Annotated in this window: 13 protein-coding genes; 2 read left to right on the top strand and 11 right to left on the bottom strand. The window is 62.9% G+C overall.

The genetic code is table 11. The features are described 5' to 3' along the window. Window positions 1-13: 13 nt before the first annotated feature. Both AC1DX6_RS26815 and AC1DX6_RS26810 read right to left on the bottom strand, forming a co-directional pair. A complete protein-coding gene (locus AC1DX6_RS26815; RefSeq protein WP_477318943.1) occupies window positions 14-1,819 on the bottom strand; it encodes an MORN repeat-containing protein in 1,806 nt (601 codons plus the stop codon). Between the two features lie 189 nt (window positions 1,820-2,008). Continuing rightward, the gene (locus tag AC1DX6_RS26810) at window positions 2,009-3,091 is read right to left on the bottom strand and encodes a trypsin-like serine peptidase (protein WP_477318941.1); all 1,083 of its coding nucleotides are present in this window, start codon (window positions 3,089-3,091) and stop codon (window positions 2,009-2,011) included. A gap of 393 nt (window positions 3,092-3,484) precedes the next feature. Here AC1DX6_RS26810 and AC1DX6_RS26805 point away from each other — a divergent pair, with 393 nt between their 5' ends. Further along, on the top strand, window positions 3,485-4,573 hold the full coding sequence (locus AC1DX6_RS26805; RefSeq protein WP_477318939.1) for a S1 family serine peptidase: 1,089 nt from the start codon (window positions 3,485-3,487) through the stop codon (window positions 4,571-4,573). Between the two features lie 77 nt (window positions 4,574-4,650). Here AC1DX6_RS26805 and mgrA read toward each other — a convergent pair whose 3' ends face one another. The 7 genes from mgrA to AC1DX6_RS26770 all read right to left on the bottom strand — a co-directional run bounded on the left by mgrA (window position 4,651) and on the right by AC1DX6_RS26770 (window position 12,126). Next, window positions 4,651-5,697, bottom strand: coding sequence for an L-glyceraldehyde 3-phosphate reductase (gene mgrA / locus AC1DX6_RS26800; RefSeq protein WP_477318937.1), 1,047 nt, complete (start codon window positions 5,695-5,697; stop codon window positions 4,651-4,653). A 137-nt stretch (window positions 5,698-5,834) separates the two neighbouring features. Next, window positions 5,835-6,971, bottom strand: coding sequence for a Gfo/Idh/MocA family protein (locus tag AC1DX6_RS26795; protein WP_477318935.1), 1,137 nt, complete (start codon window positions 6,969-6,971; stop codon window positions 5,835-5,837). 11 nt (window positions 6,972-6,982) lie between these two features. Beyond that, window positions 6,983-7,729, bottom strand: a complete 747-nt coding sequence (locus AC1DX6_RS26790; RefSeq protein ID WP_477318933.1) for a sugar phosphate isomerase/epimerase family protein — start codon at window positions 7,727-7,729, stop codon at window positions 6,983-6,985. A 38-nt stretch (window positions 7,730-7,767) separates the two neighbouring features. After that, window positions 7,768-8,865, bottom strand: coding sequence for an ABC transporter ATP-binding protein (locus AC1DX6_RS26785; protein WP_477318931.1), 1,098 nt, complete (start codon window positions 8,863-8,865; stop codon window positions 7,768-7,770). Between the two features lie 5 nt (window positions 8,866-8,870). Further along, entirely contained in the window at window positions 8,871-9,806 is a 936-nt protein-coding gene (locus tag AC1DX6_RS26780) for a carbohydrate ABC transporter permease (RefSeq protein ID WP_477318929.1), read from the bottom strand. Then, entirely contained in the window at window positions 9,803-10,693 is an 891-nt protein-coding gene (locus tag AC1DX6_RS26775) for a carbohydrate ABC transporter permease (RefSeq protein ID WP_477318927.1), read from the bottom strand. The genes AC1DX6_RS26780 and AC1DX6_RS26775 overlap by 4 nt, the downstream gene beginning before the upstream one ends. Before the next feature lie 176 nt (window positions 10,694-10,869). Next, window positions 10,870-12,126 carry an ABC transporter substrate-binding protein gene (locus AC1DX6_RS26770; RefSeq protein ID WP_477318925.1) on the bottom strand — a complete coding sequence of 419 codons (1,257 nt, stop codon included), beginning with the start codon at window positions 12,124-12,126 and terminating at the stop codon, window positions 10,870-10,872. Window positions 12,127-12,546: 420 nt separating this feature from the next. Here AC1DX6_RS26770 and AC1DX6_RS26765 point away from each other — a divergent pair, with 420 nt between their 5' ends. Beyond that, window positions 12,547-13,599 carry a LacI family transcriptional regulator gene (locus AC1DX6_RS26765; protein WP_477318923.1) on the top strand — a complete coding sequence of 351 codons (1,053 nt, stop codon included), beginning with the start codon at window positions 12,547-12,549 and terminating at the stop codon, window positions 13,597-13,599. Between the two features lie 63 nt (window positions 13,600-13,662). On the opposite strand, the gene gndA is transcribed toward AC1DX6_RS26765, so the two are convergent. Both gndA and AC1DX6_RS26755 read right to left on the bottom strand, forming a co-directional pair. Beyond that, on the bottom strand, window positions 13,663-15,090 hold the full coding sequence (gene gndA / locus AC1DX6_RS26760; RefSeq protein WP_477318921.1) for an NADP-dependent phosphogluconate dehydrogenase: 1,428 nt from the start codon (window positions 15,088-15,090) through the stop codon (window positions 13,663-13,665). A 235-nt stretch (window positions 15,091-15,325) separates the two neighbouring features. Then, complete coding sequence (locus tag AC1DX6_RS26755) at window positions 15,326-16,963, bottom strand: copper resistance CopC/CopD family protein (RefSeq protein WP_477318919.1); 1,638 nt, start codon at window positions 16,961-16,963, stop codon at window positions 15,326-15,328. Between the last annotated feature and the right edge of the window lie 43 nt (window positions 16,964-17,006).

Here is a 17,006-nt window from a genome sequence, read left to right as displayed (position 1 = left end):
ATATCAACATACCCTAGCCGCAGCCCGCCATCTCGCGCGGCAGATAGCAGGCTGCCGGTTCGGTCTTGGTCAGGAACAGCGCCTCCTTCGGCCGAAAATAGAAGAAGGTGACCGGCTTGCTCTCGCGAATGCTGCCGTCGGCGAAGTGGGCGGCGATGCTGAAGCGATGGATCGACGACATCGACGACCACATCTTCAGCCGCGCCGGATAGGCGCTGACATTCTTGTTGCCGCGCACCGGCATGGGGATGGTGTAGTCCTGCTTGCCGATCGGGAATTCGATGTTCTGATAGCGCATCGCTTCCGGCGTGCCGCCGCCACCGTCGCCGCATTCGGCCAATGATTCCGGGATCTCGAACACGACCAGGGTCATCGATATGCGGAACGGCTCGCTCTGCTGTGTGACGTTGCCTTGATCATCCGACCAGGAATAGTCGAACTTGCCGATGGCGTTGACCGTCATTGCCTGGTTGCGGTTGCCGAGATAGTCGGCAACCTCACCGAACTTGATCTTGTTGGTGAGTTGACTGCGGCAGACGTTGAGCGCATCGGCCGACTGGCAGGAAAAGCGTCCGGTCTCGAGGCTCGCCGTATCCACCCCCACCTCGGCGAGCACATTCTTGATCGACACGTCGGCGCCCTCGCCGACAGTGCCGATGTCCTTGGTGAACGTCCGGCTGGGCTCGCCGGTCGGGTTGTCTTCCTCATCGACGGTGGTGAACTGCAATGACATCTTCATGTCCTTGGCTTCGCCCCAGCCATTGTTGAGGATCGAGAAATCCGGCCGGAAGCCGACGCAGCCGAAATGCTCGACCAACGACAGCATCGGCTTGCGGTAGGCGTCGCTGGCGGCAACTTTCATTTCGAGACTGTCGAGCTTGACCTTCGACCGGTCGGTCGTCTTGAGGTCGACCTCGGCGAAGGCCGGCGCATTTTCCCAGTCCATGCCTTCGTAGACATTGCTGGTGGTGATCTGCCCGGCGCCGTTCCAGCTGTTGTTGTATTCGTCCGAGCTCGGGTAGATCGCGATGTCCTCGTCGCGCACCAGATGCTGATACTGCATGTCCGACTGCTGGGTCATGCGCTGGTCGACGGCAATGCCGATCTCGACCTTGTCGGCATCGCCGCCGCCGGCCTGGGCCTTGAGCAGTCCGCCCACCCTGGCGTCGGCCAGCACATCGGGACGCGAGCCGCCAATCTCCTTGCCCATCACCCATTGCGACTCATAGACGGTGCCGCCGGGCAGCCGGGTTCGACCCTTGCCGTTCTTCAGGCCGTCGACAAATGAACCGGCAAAGATTTCACCGGTCTTCGACAGCAAGCGTCCCGCGCCATTCGGCACGCCGGCGACGAAATCGCCTTCATAGCGATTGCCGTCTGCATCGACATGGATGCCGACGCCATCGAGTTCACCGGCGGCCCAACGGCCGTCGAGAATCTCGCCCGAGCGGAGCTCAAATCGGCCCTGCCCATCGGGCCGGCCGTTTTTGATCTCGCCGAAATAGCTGGAGTAGACGGTCTTGGGGTCGTAGCTCGCCGAGCCGCGCACCCGCCAGACCAGTCTGCCCTTGCCGTTGACGGTGCCGTCGGCGGCGATCGTCCGGTCGGGCGACTGACCGGCTGCCGGCTCCCAGACGAAGTCGAGGTCCAGCTCCGGATGGAAGTCCCACACCCGCACGGTTCTGCGCAGCACCGAGCGTGTCTCGCTCTGGTAGAGGATCTGCACCCGCTCGGCCCAGGCGCCGGCCTGCGGCGCGCCGCCTTGATTGGCCAAGGCTGGAAAACATGTCAGCGTTGCCAGCATGGATGCGGCCGCCATCGCCCTGATCGCTGAGATCGTCCCTGCCCGCACCATGCTCTCCAACCCCTTGGAAGCCAGAGCGTAAGCGCCGATGCAAGCCGGCGCAAGAGAGCCGCGCCGGCACAAAAAAACCGGCGGCGGGAATGGCCCGCCGCCGGTTTTCTGGATTGCTGCTTCGCGCCTTTTCGGCGCGAACAACCGTCAGGTTTATTTGTAGAGGCTGTTGATCCACTGCACATTGACGGCGCTGAGGCGCACGGCAGTGTTGGCATCCGGGCTTTCAGCCACGTTCACACCGGTGATGACGCGCTGCTTGGCGCCGTTGTCATAGGCATAGACGGAGCTGCCGCTCGATCCCGGATAGGTGTCGCAGTCGTACTGGAAGTACTCGGCACCGATGTTTTCGGCATGCACTTCGCAAGTCGCCTTCCACATCGTGCCCATCGGCTTGTCGCCGGGATAGCCGACGATGTTGGCGGTGAAGTCGCCAAGATCCTCATAGTTGGCATAGCCGAGCCAGCCGAGATTGGTGCCGACATCCTGCTTCAGCGTGACGATGCCGAGATCCCACGGGATAACCGAGCCGTAGTAGCCCTGGTAGTTGTCGATGAAGCCCTGGATAATGTAGGCGCTTTCATAGGTGAAGGCGCCGAACGGTGCGTCGTCGGCGGTGCTGCCATTGAGCGCCGGCACGAACAGGATGTCGTCGAGCCAGGCCTTGTCTTCATGGCTGTAGAGGCAGTGCGCCGCGGTGAGCACCGTGCGCGGGCCGATCAGCGTCGCCGAGCAGCTGCCATAGCTGCCGCTCTTCGATTTGCCTTCGAGATAGCCGATCGCGGTGAACGGATAGGTCTTGGTGTTCTTGATCTGCTCGCGGTCGTCCGCCCCGAAGACCTGCCGGCCGGCTTCTTCGCCGCCCGTCAGCCCGGAATTGTCGGACTTCTTTCCGTCGGCCGGCGCATTCAGTTCCTTGATGACAAGGTCCCTCAGCGTGTCGCTGGCGTCGACCTTGATGTCCTTGCCATCGGCGGAATGTCCGACGATGCCGTAGGATTTGACTGCCGTTGCCTCGTCGGTCAGCGGCGCTGCACGGCTGGCTTCGTCTTCAGTCAGTTTCGGCGGAGCGATCGGTTTCGCCCGCCCAGGTTTGTAGTCGCCCGATGTTACATCGCGCATGCTTTCGCCGTTGCCGGCATTCGCGGAGCCTGGATCGGCGGCGAAGGCGGGCATCGCCCACATTGCAGTGGAAAGCAATGCGGATAGCAAGATGGTGTTTGTCAGTTTTGTCATGGTGAGACTCTCCCAAAAGTCAGCAAGGAGTGGATCAAAATACAGAAATATTGTCGAGATCGTGGTGGCGCCGAAAATGATATTGGTTAACCGCAACAGCACCGGATTGTTGCTCGCCGCGACCGGCCCAAGGCCCCCGCCAAAAACCGCCGCGCCAGCATAATGCCTAAAATAATCCAACATTGGCAATGACAAATCACTTCCACGTAGCCCGTGGGGGGCTATAGGGTTTTGAGCAGGTTTTGCTCGCGGGCACGATTAGCAAAAGTGGCAGTCGGTATTATGACCGTTCGCGCACCGATCCGTTTTGGTGCATGGTTCGGCCGCCGGTTCACCGCAGCCGATCATGTGCCGGGCTGGCTTGTTCGGGAACGTTCGTCTCAGGAGGTTCAGGTGAAAATCATCCATCGGTCCAGGCCGATCGCGGCAGCAATGTTGCTTGGCGTCGCTGCCATCTTTCCGGTCGTCAACGCAACCCATGCGGCCGACGACGCCGTCAGGCCGGAAGCGGCGGTCTCACCGATGAAAGCGGTGGCTGAGGCCAGGGCAAAAGCCGTGGCTGAGAACCCCGATGGCGCCGACCGCGTCTACGGCGGCAATCAGGCCGAGAAAGGCGCCTATCCGTTCCAGGTGGCGCTGTTGACCACCGACAGGCTGGACCCGAGCCCCGCCTCGCAGCCCAATGCGCAGTTCTGCGGCGGCAGCCTGATCGCACCGCAATGGGTGCTGACGGCGGCGCACTGCCTCAACGACAAGGGCCGGCCGATCTCGCCGGATGTGGTCACCGTGCTGACCGGCGCCACCGATCTCACCGAGGGCAAGCGCTACAAGGTGGTGGAGGTCATCGTCAACGAAGGCTACAGCGAGCAGACTCTGGACAACGACCTTGGTCTGCTGCGGCTCGCCGAACCGGCCGACGCGCCGACCATCAAGATCACCCATGAGGCCACGCCCGATACCGGCAAGACGACGGTCATCGGCTGGGGCAAGATGCAGGACGGAACGTTCCCCACGGCACTGATGGTGGCCGATCTCGATCTCGAGCCGAATGCTGTTTGCAACAGCGGCATCAAGGACATCTATGCGCGTGACTTGAAGGCGGCACTCGACGGTCTCTCCCATCGCATGCGCTATTCGGAAAAGGGCGTCGACGCCGCCGCCAACGCCATTGCCGCAGACATGTCCGATCCGTTGACCAACAACATGATCTGCGCCGGCACCGCCAGCGGCGAGCGCGACGCTTGCAACGGCGACAGCGGCGGACCGTTGTTCGTCACCGGCGCCGGCGGCCCGGTCCAGGTCGGCATCGTCAGTTGGGGTGAAGGCCCGTCGGACGGCACCGCCGCCTGCGGCCACAAGAACGCCTATGGCATCTACACGCGGCTGGCCAACTACACCGGCTGGATCGAGGAAAAAATGAAAACGCAGGCTCCGGCGCCCGCAGCGCCCAAGCCCGGCCTCGGCACCGCCAAAAAGCCTTGAGAGTCAGGCTTGAAAAACGCCGACGGCGGGAAAACCCGCCGTCGCATCGACCGATAATTAGCCGGCTTCTATTCCGCCTACTTCCTCGGCGGGCCTTTGCGCTCCGCCGAAGCCGCCCACAGATTGATGTCGGACTCGCGCGCGTAAGTGTCGATCTCGGCGAGCTCGGCATCGCTGAACTCGAGCACTTTCAGCGCCCCAACACAGTCCTCGACCTGTTCCGGCCGGCTGGCGCCGATCAGCGCCGAGGTCACCCGGCCCTTGCGCAGCACCCAGGCCAGCGCCATCTGCGCCAGCGTCTGGCCGCGGCGGCCGGCGATCGCGTTCAGCGCCTGGATGTTGGCGATGGTCTTGTCGTTGATGAAGGCGGGACGCAGCGACTTGCCCTGTGATGCCCGGCTGCCCTGCGGAATGCCGCCGAGATATTTGTCGGTCAGCATGCCTTGCGCCAGTGGTGAGAACACGATCGAGCCGACACCAAGCCCTTCCAGCGTATCGAGCAACCCGTCTTCCTCGACCCAGCGGTTGAGCATCGAATAGCTTGGCTGATGGATGACGCAAGGCGTGCCGAGCTGCTTCAGGATATCGGCGGCCTCGCGCGTACGCTGCGAATTGTAGGACGAGATGCCGGCGTAGAGTGCCTTGCCCGAGCGCACCGCATGGTCGAGCGCGCCCATCGTTTCTTCCAGCGGCGTATCGGGATCGAAGCGGTGCGAATAGAAGATATCGACATAGTCGAGACCCATCCGCTTCAGGCTCTGGTCGAGGCTGGCCAGCACATATTTGCGTCCGCCCCATTCGCCATAGGGGCCTGCCCACATTTCATAGCCGGCCTTGGTCGAGATGATCAGCTCGTCGCGATAGGCGGCAAAGTCTGTCCGCAGGATCTCGCCGAATGCCGTCTCCGACGAGCCGGGCGGCGGGCCATAATTGTTGGCGAGGTCGAAATGGGTGATGCCGAGATCGAAGGCCTTGCGAACGATCGCCTGCTTGGTCTTGTGCGGCGTGTCGTTGCCGAAATTGTGCCACAGCCCGAGCGAGATCGCCGGCAGCTTTAGCCCGGATCGCCCACAGCGGTGATAGATCATTTTTTCGTAGCGATTTTCGGCGGGGACATAGGACATGGGGGTTCCTCTAAATTGAACGGGCCGACAACGGCCACCGCGACGCCGCGGCGAGTCGACCCTGCCCCTCACCCTTTACCCTCTCCCCGCCAGAACGGGGAGAGGGTGTCGTCAAAAATTATCGATAATCGCCACGGCTACTTTTTCAGCAGCCCTTTCGCATCCTTGACGCCGAGAGCGGCCGGCCGCTCGCAGGTGGTCTGCATGGCAACGAACTTGCCGGTCTCGCCAGACTGCAACAGGCCGGTCATCACCTCGACGGCATGCAGCGCCAGCTCCATCGAGCAGCGGTGCGGCCGGCCCTCGGCGATCGCGAGCGCCATGTCGGCGAGACCTGATGTGCGGTAGTTGGCCATCATGCCTTGTCCGTGCATCTCATTGGGAACGCCAAACGGATGCTTCCATTTCGGCAGTTTCTTGACCGGCTTGGCGGCCTCGGTGAAGCGCACGTCGCCGCCGAAGAAATTCGGATCCGGCACGAACACGGTGCCCGACTCGCCATAGAGCTCCATCGGCGCATGGCCGTGCGCCCAGACGTCCCAGCTGGTGTTGAGCGTGATGACCGCACCGTTTTCGAACTCCAGCAGGCCATGGATCGTCGTCGGCGTGTTGACCGGGATCTTTTCGCCCGCGCGCGGCTTCGAAGAAATGGTGCGCTCTTTGGCCGGCGTCGTTGCGAACGCCGCCACCTGCTTCACCGGCCCGATCAGCTGGATCAGATTGGTGATGTAGTAGGGTCCGATATCGAGCACCGGCCCGGCACCCGGCTGGAAGAAGAAATCCGGATTGGGATGCCAGTGCTCCATGCCATGACTCATCACATGGCAGGTGCCGCTGGTGATCTTGCCGAGCCTGCCGGTGTCGATCAGGTCGCGCACCAACTGATGCGCGCCGCCGAGGAAAGTATCGGGGGCCGAGCCGACGCGCAGCGCCTTTTTCTCCGCCCGCGCCTTCAGGTCGAGCCCTTCCTTGACCGACAGCACGTACGGCTTTTCCGAATAGACGTGCTTGCCGGCATCGAGGATCTGCTTCGACACCTCATAGTGGACCGCCGGAATGGTCAGGTTGACGATGATGTCGATGTCGTCGGCCTTGAGCAGTCCTTCGACGGTCTCGGCGCGCAGCTTGAACTCCTTCGCCCGTGCCTTCGCCGCATCCATGTTGATGTCGGCGCAAGCGCGCATCTCGATGCCGCGAAACAGCGGCGCCAGCGAGAAATACGCCTTCGAGATGTTGCCGCAGCCGATGACGCCTATACCAAGTTTCTTTGCCATGCTGATTGCTCCTAGTAGGTCTTGGCGGCTGCGATCGAGCGGCGGGCGAAACGCTCGATGTCGTTGGGATTGTCCTGTTCCATGACGTAGTATTTGGCGGCGCTGTTGGCGCGCAGCGCCTTGATCAGGCCGGCCCAGTCGATCGTGCCATGGCCGACATCCGACCAGCCATCCTCGTCCAGGCCCTCGCCCGGCTTCGCAATATCCTTGACGTGGACGGCGCTGATGCGCTTGCCGTGCTTTTCGATCCACGGCAGCGGATCGACGCCGCCGCGCACCACCCAGGCGACGTCCATCTCCCAGCCGATGTCGGACGCGGAAGACAGGATGTGGTCCTGCGGCACCGAGCCGTCGGCGAGCTTCTTGAACTCGAAATCATGATTGTGCCAGGCAAAGCCGTAACCGGCCTTTTTTGCGGTCTCACCCACCTTGGCAAGACGTTCGCCAAAACCGCGCCAGCCGGCAGCATCGGCAGGGCGCTGCTCGGCCAGCAGATAGGGGCAGATGAGCAAGGTGACACCGAGCGCGTCGGCGATTTTTCGCACGCCGTCAAAGTCCTTTTCGAGCGCGTCGATCGAAAAATGTCCGGTCGGCATGGCGAGCCCGTTCTTGTCGAGTTCGGCGCGGAACGCCTTGGGGTCGTCATAGACGCCGCCGAAGCCCTCGACCTGGCTGTAGCCGAGCTCGCCCAGCGTCTTGAGCACGCCTTCCCAGGGTTGGAAATTGCGGGCACTGTAAAGTTGGAATGACCAGTTCATCGTCTCTGTCCGTTTCTTGGGGGATGGGGTCTTGGGTGTTAAATGCGGTTGCCGGTCGCGGCGTCGAACAGCGAGGCGCGGGCCGGATCGAAACCGATCCGGATCGGGTCGCCGCTGCTGAGCGTCCTTTCCGCATCGACGCGGAAAGACAAATTATGGCCGCCGAGCTTGGTCCATACCAGGGTGTCCGAACCCATCGGCTCGACGATCTCGACGGCGCCGTCGGCGCTGAAAGGCATCGACCGTGCAGCCTCGCCAAAGGCGATGTGTTCGGGCCGGATCCCAAGCACGCACGCACCTGCGGGACGGTCCGTGCTGTCGAAGACATAGCGGTCGAGCGGCACCGAGACACCATCGGTCTTGAACACTGCGCCGGCGCCTGCCTCCAGCTCGCCCTCGAGAAAATTCATCGCCGGCGAGCCGAGAAAGCCGGCGACAAAACGGTTGACCGGACGGTTGTAGATCGTCTGCGGCGCGTCGAGCTGCTGGATGACGCCGCCGCGCATGACCGCGATACGGTCGGCCAGCGTCATCGCCTCGATCTGGTCGTGGGTGACGTAGATCATGGTGTTCTGCAGCTTGCGGTGCAGCAGCTTTATTTCGACGCGCAGTTCGGCGCGCAGTTTGGCGTCCAGGTTGGACAGCGGCTCGTCGAACAGGAAGACGTCGACATCGCGCACCAGCGCCCGCCCGATCGCCACGCGCTGCCGCTGGCCGCCCGAAAGCGCGGCCGGCTTGCGCTGCAGCAGCGGCTCGATCTGCAGGATTTCGGCGGCCCGCGCGATGCGCTTGGCAATCTCGTCCTTGGGGATGCCGGCGACCCGCAACCCGAAGGACAGGTTCTTCTCCACCGTCATCTGCGGATAGAGCGCGTAGGACTGGAACACCATGCCGATGCCACGGTCCTTGGGCTCTTCCCAGGTGACGTTCTTGCCCTTGATGAAGATGCGGCCTTCCGAAATGTCGAGCAGACCGGCAATGCAGTTGAGCAAGGTTGACTTGCCGCAGCCGGACGGGCCGAGCAGCACGATGAATTCGCCTTCGGCGACGTCGAGATTGAGCGCCTGCAGCACCGTCACCGCGCCGAAATTCAGCGACAGATCCTCAATCGAAACGCTGGTACCGTTCTGCGCCATATCCACTAGCCTTTCACCGCGCCAGCGGCGATGCCGCGCACGAACCATCGTCCGGAGACGAAGTAGATAATCAGAGGCACCGCCGCCGTCAGGATGGTCGCCGCCATGTTGACATTGTACTCCCGCACGCCGGTGGTGGTGTTGACGATGTTGTTGAGCTGCACCGTCATTGGCCAGTTGGACCGCCCGGCGAACACGACGCCGAACAGGAAGTCGTTCCAAATGCCGGTGACTTGCAGGATGACGGCGACGACAGTGATCGGCACCGACATCGGCAGCATGATGTAGAAAAAGATGCGCCAGAAACCCGCACCGTCGACGCGCGCTGCCTTGAACAGCTCGACCGGTATTGCCGCGTAGAAATTGCGGAACAGCAACGTCAGGATGGGCATTCCGAAGATCGTGTGCACGATGATGATGCCGGGAAGCGAAGCGAACAGCCCGACCGAGCTCAGTCCGATGATCAACGGATAGATCACCACCTGGTAGGGCACGAAGGCGCCAAACACGAGCAACCCGAAGAGAAAGTTGGCGCCCTTGTATGGCCAGAAGGTCAACGCGTAGCCATTGATCGACGCGCAGATGATCGAGATGACCACGCTGGGCAGGGTGATCTTCACCGAGTTGTAGAAGCCTGGGCTGAGGCCGTTGCAGTCGCGACCGGTGCAGGCATGCAGCCAGGCGTCGGCCCAGGGCTGAAAGGTCGGCTCGCCAGGAAGGTTGAAAAGGTGTCCCAACCTGATCTCCGGCATCCCCTTCAGCGAGGTGACGATCATGATGTAGACCGGGATCAGGAAGAAGAGAGCCGCAACGACCAGGAAGGCATAGAGGCCGATGCGGCCGGCCGATATCCGTCGCGGTTTCGGCCCGACAGGCCCGACGCCAGCCTGATCCGGCGCTTCCCGCGCAGGTTGAATTGCAGTGATCTGGCCGGCGGTCATGTGATCGCTTCCCGATTTCGCCGCCATAGTAGAATTCCGCCGAAGGCCAGCACGATCAGGACCGGCAGCAGCATCATCGTTGCCGCAGCCATGCCCTGGCCGACGTTCTGGCGCACGGTGATGAGCTGGATGACGTAGACTGCCGGCATGGACGTGGCGATGCCGGGACCGCCGCCGGTCATGGCGATCACCAAATCGTAGACGCGCACCACGCTCACGCATTGGAGAACGAAGGCAGTGGCGAAGGCGCCCTTCATCATCGGCGCCACGATGGAAAGGTGCGTGCGCCACGTCGGGATGCCGTCGACCCTCGCCGCTTTCCAGATATCTTCGTCAACGCCGCGCAAGCCGGCAAGCAGGATCGCCATCGTCACGCCCGAGCCCTGCCAGATGCCGGCCACGACCAGCGCGTATATTGCGGTCTCGGCATTGACCAGCGGCGCGAAACTGAAGCTCGCCCAGCCCAGATTGCGGAGCGCCGCCTGCAGGCCGAGATTGGGGTCCAGCACCCATTGCCACACCAGCCCGGTGACGATCAGAGACATGGCGAACGGATAAAGGAAGATCGAGCGGAACAAATCTTCCTGGCGGATGCGCTGGTCCATGAAAACGGCAAGCAGGTAGCCGAACACCATGTTGCAGGTGATGGACATCAGGCCGAAGAACCAGATGTTGTTGACCGAGACCAGCCAGCGGCTGTCGGCCCAAAGGCGCCTGTACTGCGCCAGACCGACGAAATCATAGGTGGGGAAGAGCTTCGAACTGGTGAAGGACCACAGCACCGAAAAGCCGATGCCGATCACGAACACGCCGACGGCAACCAGGATCATCGGTATCGTCCCGATGACTGCGGGCAGGTGAAATCTGTGCCTCCAGCTCTTCTGCATCGTCGGTTTTTCTCCGCTTCCACCGACGTAAAAGTCAGCATTATCCGAACACCGGGCTCTGGACTGCCGCAGCTTCCCGTCCTGCGATTGTCAGCCCGTCGCCGGGAAAAGGCTCTTCCTGTCGGTCGGGGCGAGGCGCCGCCGCAAGGGCGGCGCCTCTGGGTAGTGATCGGTTCCTAGTCGGAGCTGCCGATGACAGTAGCGAACTTCGCAGTGGCGTCGTCAGCCGTCATGGAGTCGTCCGCGAAGAATTGCGCGACGAGTTCATTGATCTGCTGGTTGGTGTTCTCGGTGATGAACCGGTTCGTCGCCGTGACGATGTTGGCCGGGTCTTCCACCGCTTTCAGGGACTTCTGCATGCACGGGTCGGCCGTCGACATGTCGACATCGGCCCGCACGGGCATGGAGCCCTTGGCGTTGTTGAAGGCGACCTGAACCTCGGGGCTGATAAGGAGTGCCGCAAGACGCTTCTGCGCGGCTTCGACATCCGCATTGCCCTGCTTGAAGAACAGGATGATGTCGCCGTCGGTGCTGACCACCGGCTTGGCCTCGTTCAGGCCGATCATGCAGCCGAAATCCTTGACCCCGGTCATGCCGGCGGCCGCGAACTCGCCGCGCGCCCAGTCACCCATCACCTGAAGTCCGGCCTTGCCGGTGATCACCAGATTGGTGGTGTCGTTCCAGTTGCGGTTGGCGTAGCCGTCGTCGGTGAACTGCTTCAGGGCCCTCAACTGCGTGAAGACGCCTTTCATCTCGGCGCCGCCGGCAATCTCGGCGCTCTTCTTGGTGTACATCTCGTCACGCTTGGCGACACCGAGCGCCTCGGTAACCATGTCCTGGAAGAGCAACTGAATCTGCCAGCCGTTTCCATCGCCGCCGATGGCGAAGGGAATGAAGCCTGCCGCCTTGATCTTCGGTGCGGCCGCGATGAAATCGGCCATGCTCTTCGGCTCCGGCACGCCCGCTTTCTCGAAGACCGGCTTGGAGTACCAGGCCCAGTAGTTGGAATGAATGTTGACCGGAACGCACCACCAGTGGCCGTCAACGAGGCAGGCGCTGCCGATTGCCTTCGGGCGAATGATGTCAGCCCATTTGCCAGCGGTCGCGACATCGGTGAGGTCGAGCAGCTTGCCGCCCGAAATCAGTTCCTCGTACTGCCGACCGGGATTGAACTGGGCGGCACCGGGCGGATCGTTGCCGAGCACGCGCTGCATGACGGTCGAGCGGGCGGTTTCGCCGAGCGCGATGGCGCTGTCCACCCAGTGGTCGCCCTTGCCGTCATTGTCAAAGGCCTTTGCGAACTGCGAGACCGCAGCCGACTCGCCCTTCGACGTCCACCAGTGAATCACTTCCAGATCGGTCGCGGCCGCCGGACCGGCAAACTGCAGCGCGACCGTCGCTGCCAGCGCCGCAGTCAAAAGTTGATATCGCATTTCGGTTCCTCCCAGAATCTGAAACGTTACAGATTTTCGATACGGCAATTGCGCCGGGCGCGCAACCCCTCGGGCAAAGGCAGTTCGATATTTTTTCGAGCCGCGAACAAATTCGCCCGACCTCACAGAACCCTGCTGCATCGCAATATCCGCAACTGCACTGCAAAAAATGCCATGTTGCAACGCATGAAAGCCGGAAAAAGGCCCGTAGAGACGTCCGCCTCCTCTGCTTTTCAGCGGTTTTTCCACAAGCGCGCGCTGCGCCTTCCAGGTTCCTGACACCGCTCTGAAGCAACGGCAGTGGCAACCTGTAACGTTTCAGTATATTGAGACTGCCATCGGGCGGAGAGTTGTGACTGCCGCGATGCCGGTGATTGCTGGCATCCACGGCGGCTGCTATGCGCCGGACGGGGCGGGACGATGGACAGGGATCAGACAGGCAAGGACGACGAAGCGTCGGCGCAAGCGCGGCCGACGCTGAAGACGCTCGCCTTCATGACCGGGCTGGGCGTCACCACCGTGTCGCGCGCGCTCAAGGACGCACCCGAGATCGGCGCCGAGACCAGGCGGCGTGTCCAACTCGTCGCCAGGCAGATCGGCTATCGCCCGAACCGTGCCGGTGTGCGCCTGCGGACCGGCAAGACCAACGTCATCAGTCTCGTGCTCAACACCGAGCGGGAGATCATGAGCTTTGTCTCCGACATCATCTATGGCGTCTCGGAAGTCATCGCCGACACGCCCTATCACCTGATCGTCACACCCTATTCGCGCTCGCAGGATCCGCTGGATCCCATACGCTACCTAGTGGAAACCGGTTCTGCCGACGGGATCATCATTTCGCGCACGCAGCCGAACGATCCGAGGGCTCGCTACCTGCTGGAGCGCGGCGTTCCCTTCGCCACGCATGGCCGCACCGATATGGGATTGAACCACCCCTATCACGACTTCGACAATTACGCTTTCGCGGCCGAGGCGGTGCGCCATCTCGCCGGTATTGGCCGCCGCAGGCTGGCCTTGCTGGCACCGCCGGTCGGACTGACCTACCACGGCCACACGCTGAACGGCTTTACCGACGCGCTGAGCGAGGTCGGCGCCAGCGAAATCGCCTTCAACACCGTTTCAATCGACCATTCGATCGAACAGATCCGAACGAGGACCGCGCAGGTGATGCGTCGCGATATCAGGCCGGATGGTTTCGTCAGCAGCGCCGCCGCGGCGACGCTGGCCATTGTCGCCGGCATCGAGGATGCCGGCCTCAAGCTCGGCCGCGACGTCGACGTGGTGTCGAAGCAATCGTCGGATCTGTTGCATCTGTTCCGGCCGGAACTTCTGGTCGTCAACGAGAATTTTCGCCTGGCCGGCGCCGAACTCGCCCGCTCGGTGCTGGGCTGGATCGGCGGCGCAGAACCCGGCGCCTTGCAAAGCCTGAGCGTGCCGAGCGAGGTTCTGGCCTCCAGCCGTACCGTCGACTAGACTTCTTGTTTGACCATGATCTCTCCCGAAAACCGGGGTCCACTTTTCGGGATCATGGTCGGGTCAGCCGGCAGCGCCACTGCCCCACGGGCCATGGAACGCGCCGGGACCATCGATACGCTCAAAACCATGCGCACCGAAGAAGTCGCGCTGTGCCTGGATCAGGTTCGAGGTGCCGCGGCCCTGGCGATAGCTGTCGAAATAGGCAAGCGCCGACGACAGCGCCGGCACCGGTGCGCCAGCCTCCGACGCCCTTGCCACAATGCGCCGCAGCGACGGATGCGCCTCCTGCATCAACGCGATAAAGGCCGGCGCCATCAAGAGATTGGTGGCAGCGCCGCCCGTGCTGAAGGCGTCCGCCATGGTATCCAGCATTTGCGAGCGGATGATGCAACCGGCGCGCCAGATCTTGGCGATGGTCGGCATCGGCAGGTTCCAGTTGAATTCCTTCGACGCGCCGCTCATCACCGCGAAGCCTTGCGCATAGGCGGCGATCTTGCCGGCAAACAGCGCCAGCTCAAGATCCTTGAGCAGCGCTGCCTTGTCTCCGGTGATCTTCGCCACGCCGCTGTTGCCATAGGCTTTTTCGGCAGCCAGCCGTTCGTCCTTGATCGACGACAGCACGCGTGCGGCAACCGCCGCTTCAATCGCGGTGGCCGGAATGCCGAGTTGCTGCGCTTCGATGACCGACCATTTGCCGGTGCCCTTCTGGCCGGCGCGGTCGACGATTATGTCGACCACCGGCTTGCCGGTCTTCGGATCGTCGGCGGCCAGCACCTTGGCGGTGATCTCGATCAGATAGGAGTTGAGCCGGCCCTTGTTCCAATCGGCGAAAACGGTGCCGATTTCCTTCGGCTCCATGCCCAGGCCATCGCGCAGGATGCCGTAAATCTCGGCGATCATCTGCATGTCGGCATATTCAATGCCGTTGTGGATGGTCTTGACGAAATGCCCGGCGCCGTCGGTGCCGAGCCAGGCCGCACAGGGCTCGTCCTTGAATTTTGCCGAGATCGCAGTCAGCACGCTTTCAACGCGCTTCCAGGAGTCTTCGGTGCCACCGACCATGATCGACGGCCCGTGGCGCGCGCCCTCCTCGCCGCCGGACACGCCCATGCCGATGAAGGTTAGGCCTGAGCCGTTGAGCTCGGAGAAGCGCCGCATCGTGTCGCGGAAATTGGCGTTGCCGGCATCGATGACGATGTCATTGGCCGACAGCACGCCGCGGAGCGACGCGATCTGTTCGTCCACCGGCTTGCCGGCCAGCACCATGATGATGATCGGCCGTGGTGGCCGGATTGCGGCGGCAAGTTCTTCCAGGCTGTAGCAAGGCACAACCATGTTCTTCAGCGCGCCGGCATTCTCGACAAAGGCGTCGGTGCGCGCCCTGGTGCGGTTGAAGACAGCGATGCGGTGCCCGTGCTCGGCAATGTTGAGCGCCAGGTTGGAGCCCATCGTGCCAAGGCCGATCAGGCCGATTTCGGCTTTTTCCATCGTTTCTTCCCTGCTTTCGGATCTTTTTGCTGAGGCCGCGATTGCGGCGATGTTTGACGGGCCTTCGTGCCTGCGTCAACCGCCTCGCCAAATTGTGTTGAGGCCGCGGCGTGTGAGATTCAGGTCAGGCCGAGCCGAGAATGGTGGTTTCCGAGAACCGGAGCGGAGCGTACTGAAGTACGTGAGCACCGGAAGCGCATGTATCAGCCGTTGGCAGGCCGGCATCACCTGAATATCACTCGGCGCGGATGTCGATCGGCGCCTCGATCTTTACGATGTCGAAGTCCGAGACCAGGATGTCGATCCGCGCCGTCCAGCGGCCTGGAACCGGGATCACGAGATCGTCGACGCGCCAGGTGCCGTCGCCAGGTTTGGTCGCCGGACGCTTGATCGGCTCGATGCCCGAGTCGGGCTTGGACAGCACCAGCGTCACCTCCTTGGCGTCGAGCGGGCCGAAATCGCCGGTCATGATGACCATTGAGGCGGTGACCGGTCCGGTGTGCCCCGGGGTGATATCGAGGTCGGCCATCGCCTTCAGCGTGTGGATGTGGATCGACGCGGGCTGAGCGGCGGCAATCGCCAGCGCGCGCGGTGGCGGCGTGAAGCGCCAGCCGGCGGCAACGCCGAATATGGCCAGCACGATCAGCACCTCGATGCAGATCGAACGGACCAGCCTTCGCTGGACTTCCGTCTCGCCCGCTTCGGCCGGCGCCGTGAGCCGCCAGCGGTTGACGGCGGCGAGCGTGAACAGAAAAAGCAGCAGCGCCAGCTTGACCAGCAGCAATTCCCCGTAAGCGGTATCGACCAAGGCCGCCGGCGTCTGCACCTGGATGACGGCCAGCACGATGCCGGCCGCCGCAAGCACCGCCACGACATAGGGAATCGCCAGCGAAAACCGGCGCAGGAATGGCCCGGCCTCGGCCGGCTGCTGTCTGAGGGCAAGCCCGAGCGGCAGCAGCGCTCCCGCCCAAAAAGCGATGCCGGCACCGTGCAGGAACACCATCGGCCTGGTCAGCCATTGCGGTTCGGCGGCACTGGCGTGGCCGCTGGCGGCAAGGGCGGCACCGACACAGGCCAGCCCGGCAAGAGCGAACAGCTTTGCATCGGCGCGCGGCACGACCAGCGACAGCAAGCCGAGCCCCAGCGCCATCAGCGCGATCAGCACCGTCCAGCCGAAACTGGTGGCGAGCGCGGTCTGCCAGATGATCGGCTTTGCCAGCCGGACAAGGGGCGCACCGAGCGCATCCACCCCCTGCAAGCCAAGCGACAGCGGTGCCGCAATCAGTCCGCACAGGATTGCAGCGATGACTAGGCGCCGGCCGGATCGCCCGTTCTGTGCCAGCCAGGCCAGCGCAAAGGCGCCGCCGACGCCGAGAAACAGACCGATGTAGAGAAGAACCTTGCCGATCCAGATTGCCGACCTCAGCCCCCAGTCGACGGGTTCGGCGACCACCGGAGCTTGGCTGGGTGCGCCAACGGAAAACAGCAGCGAACCGCCGACCGGATGGCCGTCGGCGGAAATCACCCGCCAGCTCAGCACATGCGTGCCGGACTTCAACGCCTCAGGATTGTCTATCGCGACGGTCTGGTCGCTGAGACGGAAGGACGTCAACGGAACCGGCGTGCCGTCAGGCCGGATCAAGGTCAGCACCAGTGGCGACACCGGTTCGCTGAAGCTCAGCGAGAACTGCGTCGGGTTCTGTGCCAGCACCGCGCCATCGGCCGGATCGGTCTTGATCAGCGCCGCATGCGCGAAGGCACGATCCGGCAAAGCAATGGCGGCCAGCAGCACGAGCGCGGCCAGCAGGCCAAAGGCAAGCCGCGCCGTTTTGCCAGCCGTGGAGACCGTTCGCAGGAAAGATGCTGTCCGCATATTGCCTTCACAGAAACAGCGGCGCGCTCCTCGAACAGAGCGC

Source organism: Mesorhizobium sp. P2_C4 (assembly GCF_056404575.1).
The sequence above is the reverse complement of the archived record's forward strand: the minus strand, read 5'-3'. Positions and strand labels throughout refer to the sequence as shown.

Bases quoted from the DNA above. Each gene is read 5' to 3' on its own strand.
- AC1DX6_RS26815 (WP_477318943.1), bottom strand. From the start codon at position 1,819: ATGGCGGCCGCATCCATGCTGGCAACGCTGACATGTTTTCCAGCCTTG.
- mgrA (WP_477318937.1), bottom strand. From the start codon at position 5,697: ATGTCCTATGTCCCCGCCGAAAATCGCTACGAAAAAATGATCTATCAC.
- AC1DX6_RS26790 (WP_477318933.1), bottom strand. From the start codon at position 7,729: ATGAACTGGTCATTCCAACTTTACAGTGCCCGCAATTTCCAACCCTGG.
- AC1DX6_RS26810 (WP_477318941.1), bottom strand. From the start codon at position 3,091: ATGACAAAACTGACAAACACCATCTTGCTATCCGCATTGCTTTCCACT.
- AC1DX6_RS26795 (WP_477318935.1), bottom strand. From the start codon at position 6,971: ATGGCAAAGAAACTTGGTATAGGCGTCATCGGCTGCGGCAACATCTCG.
- AC1DX6_RS26765 (WP_477318923.1), top strand. From the start codon at position 12,547: ATGGACAGGGATCAGACAGGCAAGGACGACGAAGCGTCGGCGCAAGCG.
- AC1DX6_RS26775 (WP_477318927.1), bottom strand. From the start codon at position 10,693: ATGCAGAAGAGCTGGAGGCACAGATTTCACCTGCCCGCAGTCATCGGG.
- AC1DX6_RS26770 (WP_477318925.1), bottom strand. From the start codon at position 12,126: ATGCGATATCAACTTTTGACTGCGGCGCTGGCAGCGACGGTCGCGCTG.
- AC1DX6_RS26780 (WP_477318929.1), bottom strand. From the start codon at position 9,806: ATGACCGCCGGCCAGATCACTGCAATTCAACCTGCGCGGGAAGCGCCG.
- AC1DX6_RS26755 (WP_477318919.1), bottom strand. From the start codon at position 16,963: ATGCGGACAGCATCTTTCCTGCGAACGGTCTCCACGGCTGGCAAAACG.
- gndA (WP_477318921.1), bottom strand. From the start codon at position 15,090: ATGGAAAAAGCCGAAATCGGCCTGATCGGCCTTGGCACGATGGGCTCC.
- AC1DX6_RS26785 (WP_477318931.1), bottom strand. From the start codon at position 8,865: ATGGCGCAGAACGGTACCAGCGTTTCGATTGAGGATCTGTCGCTGAAT.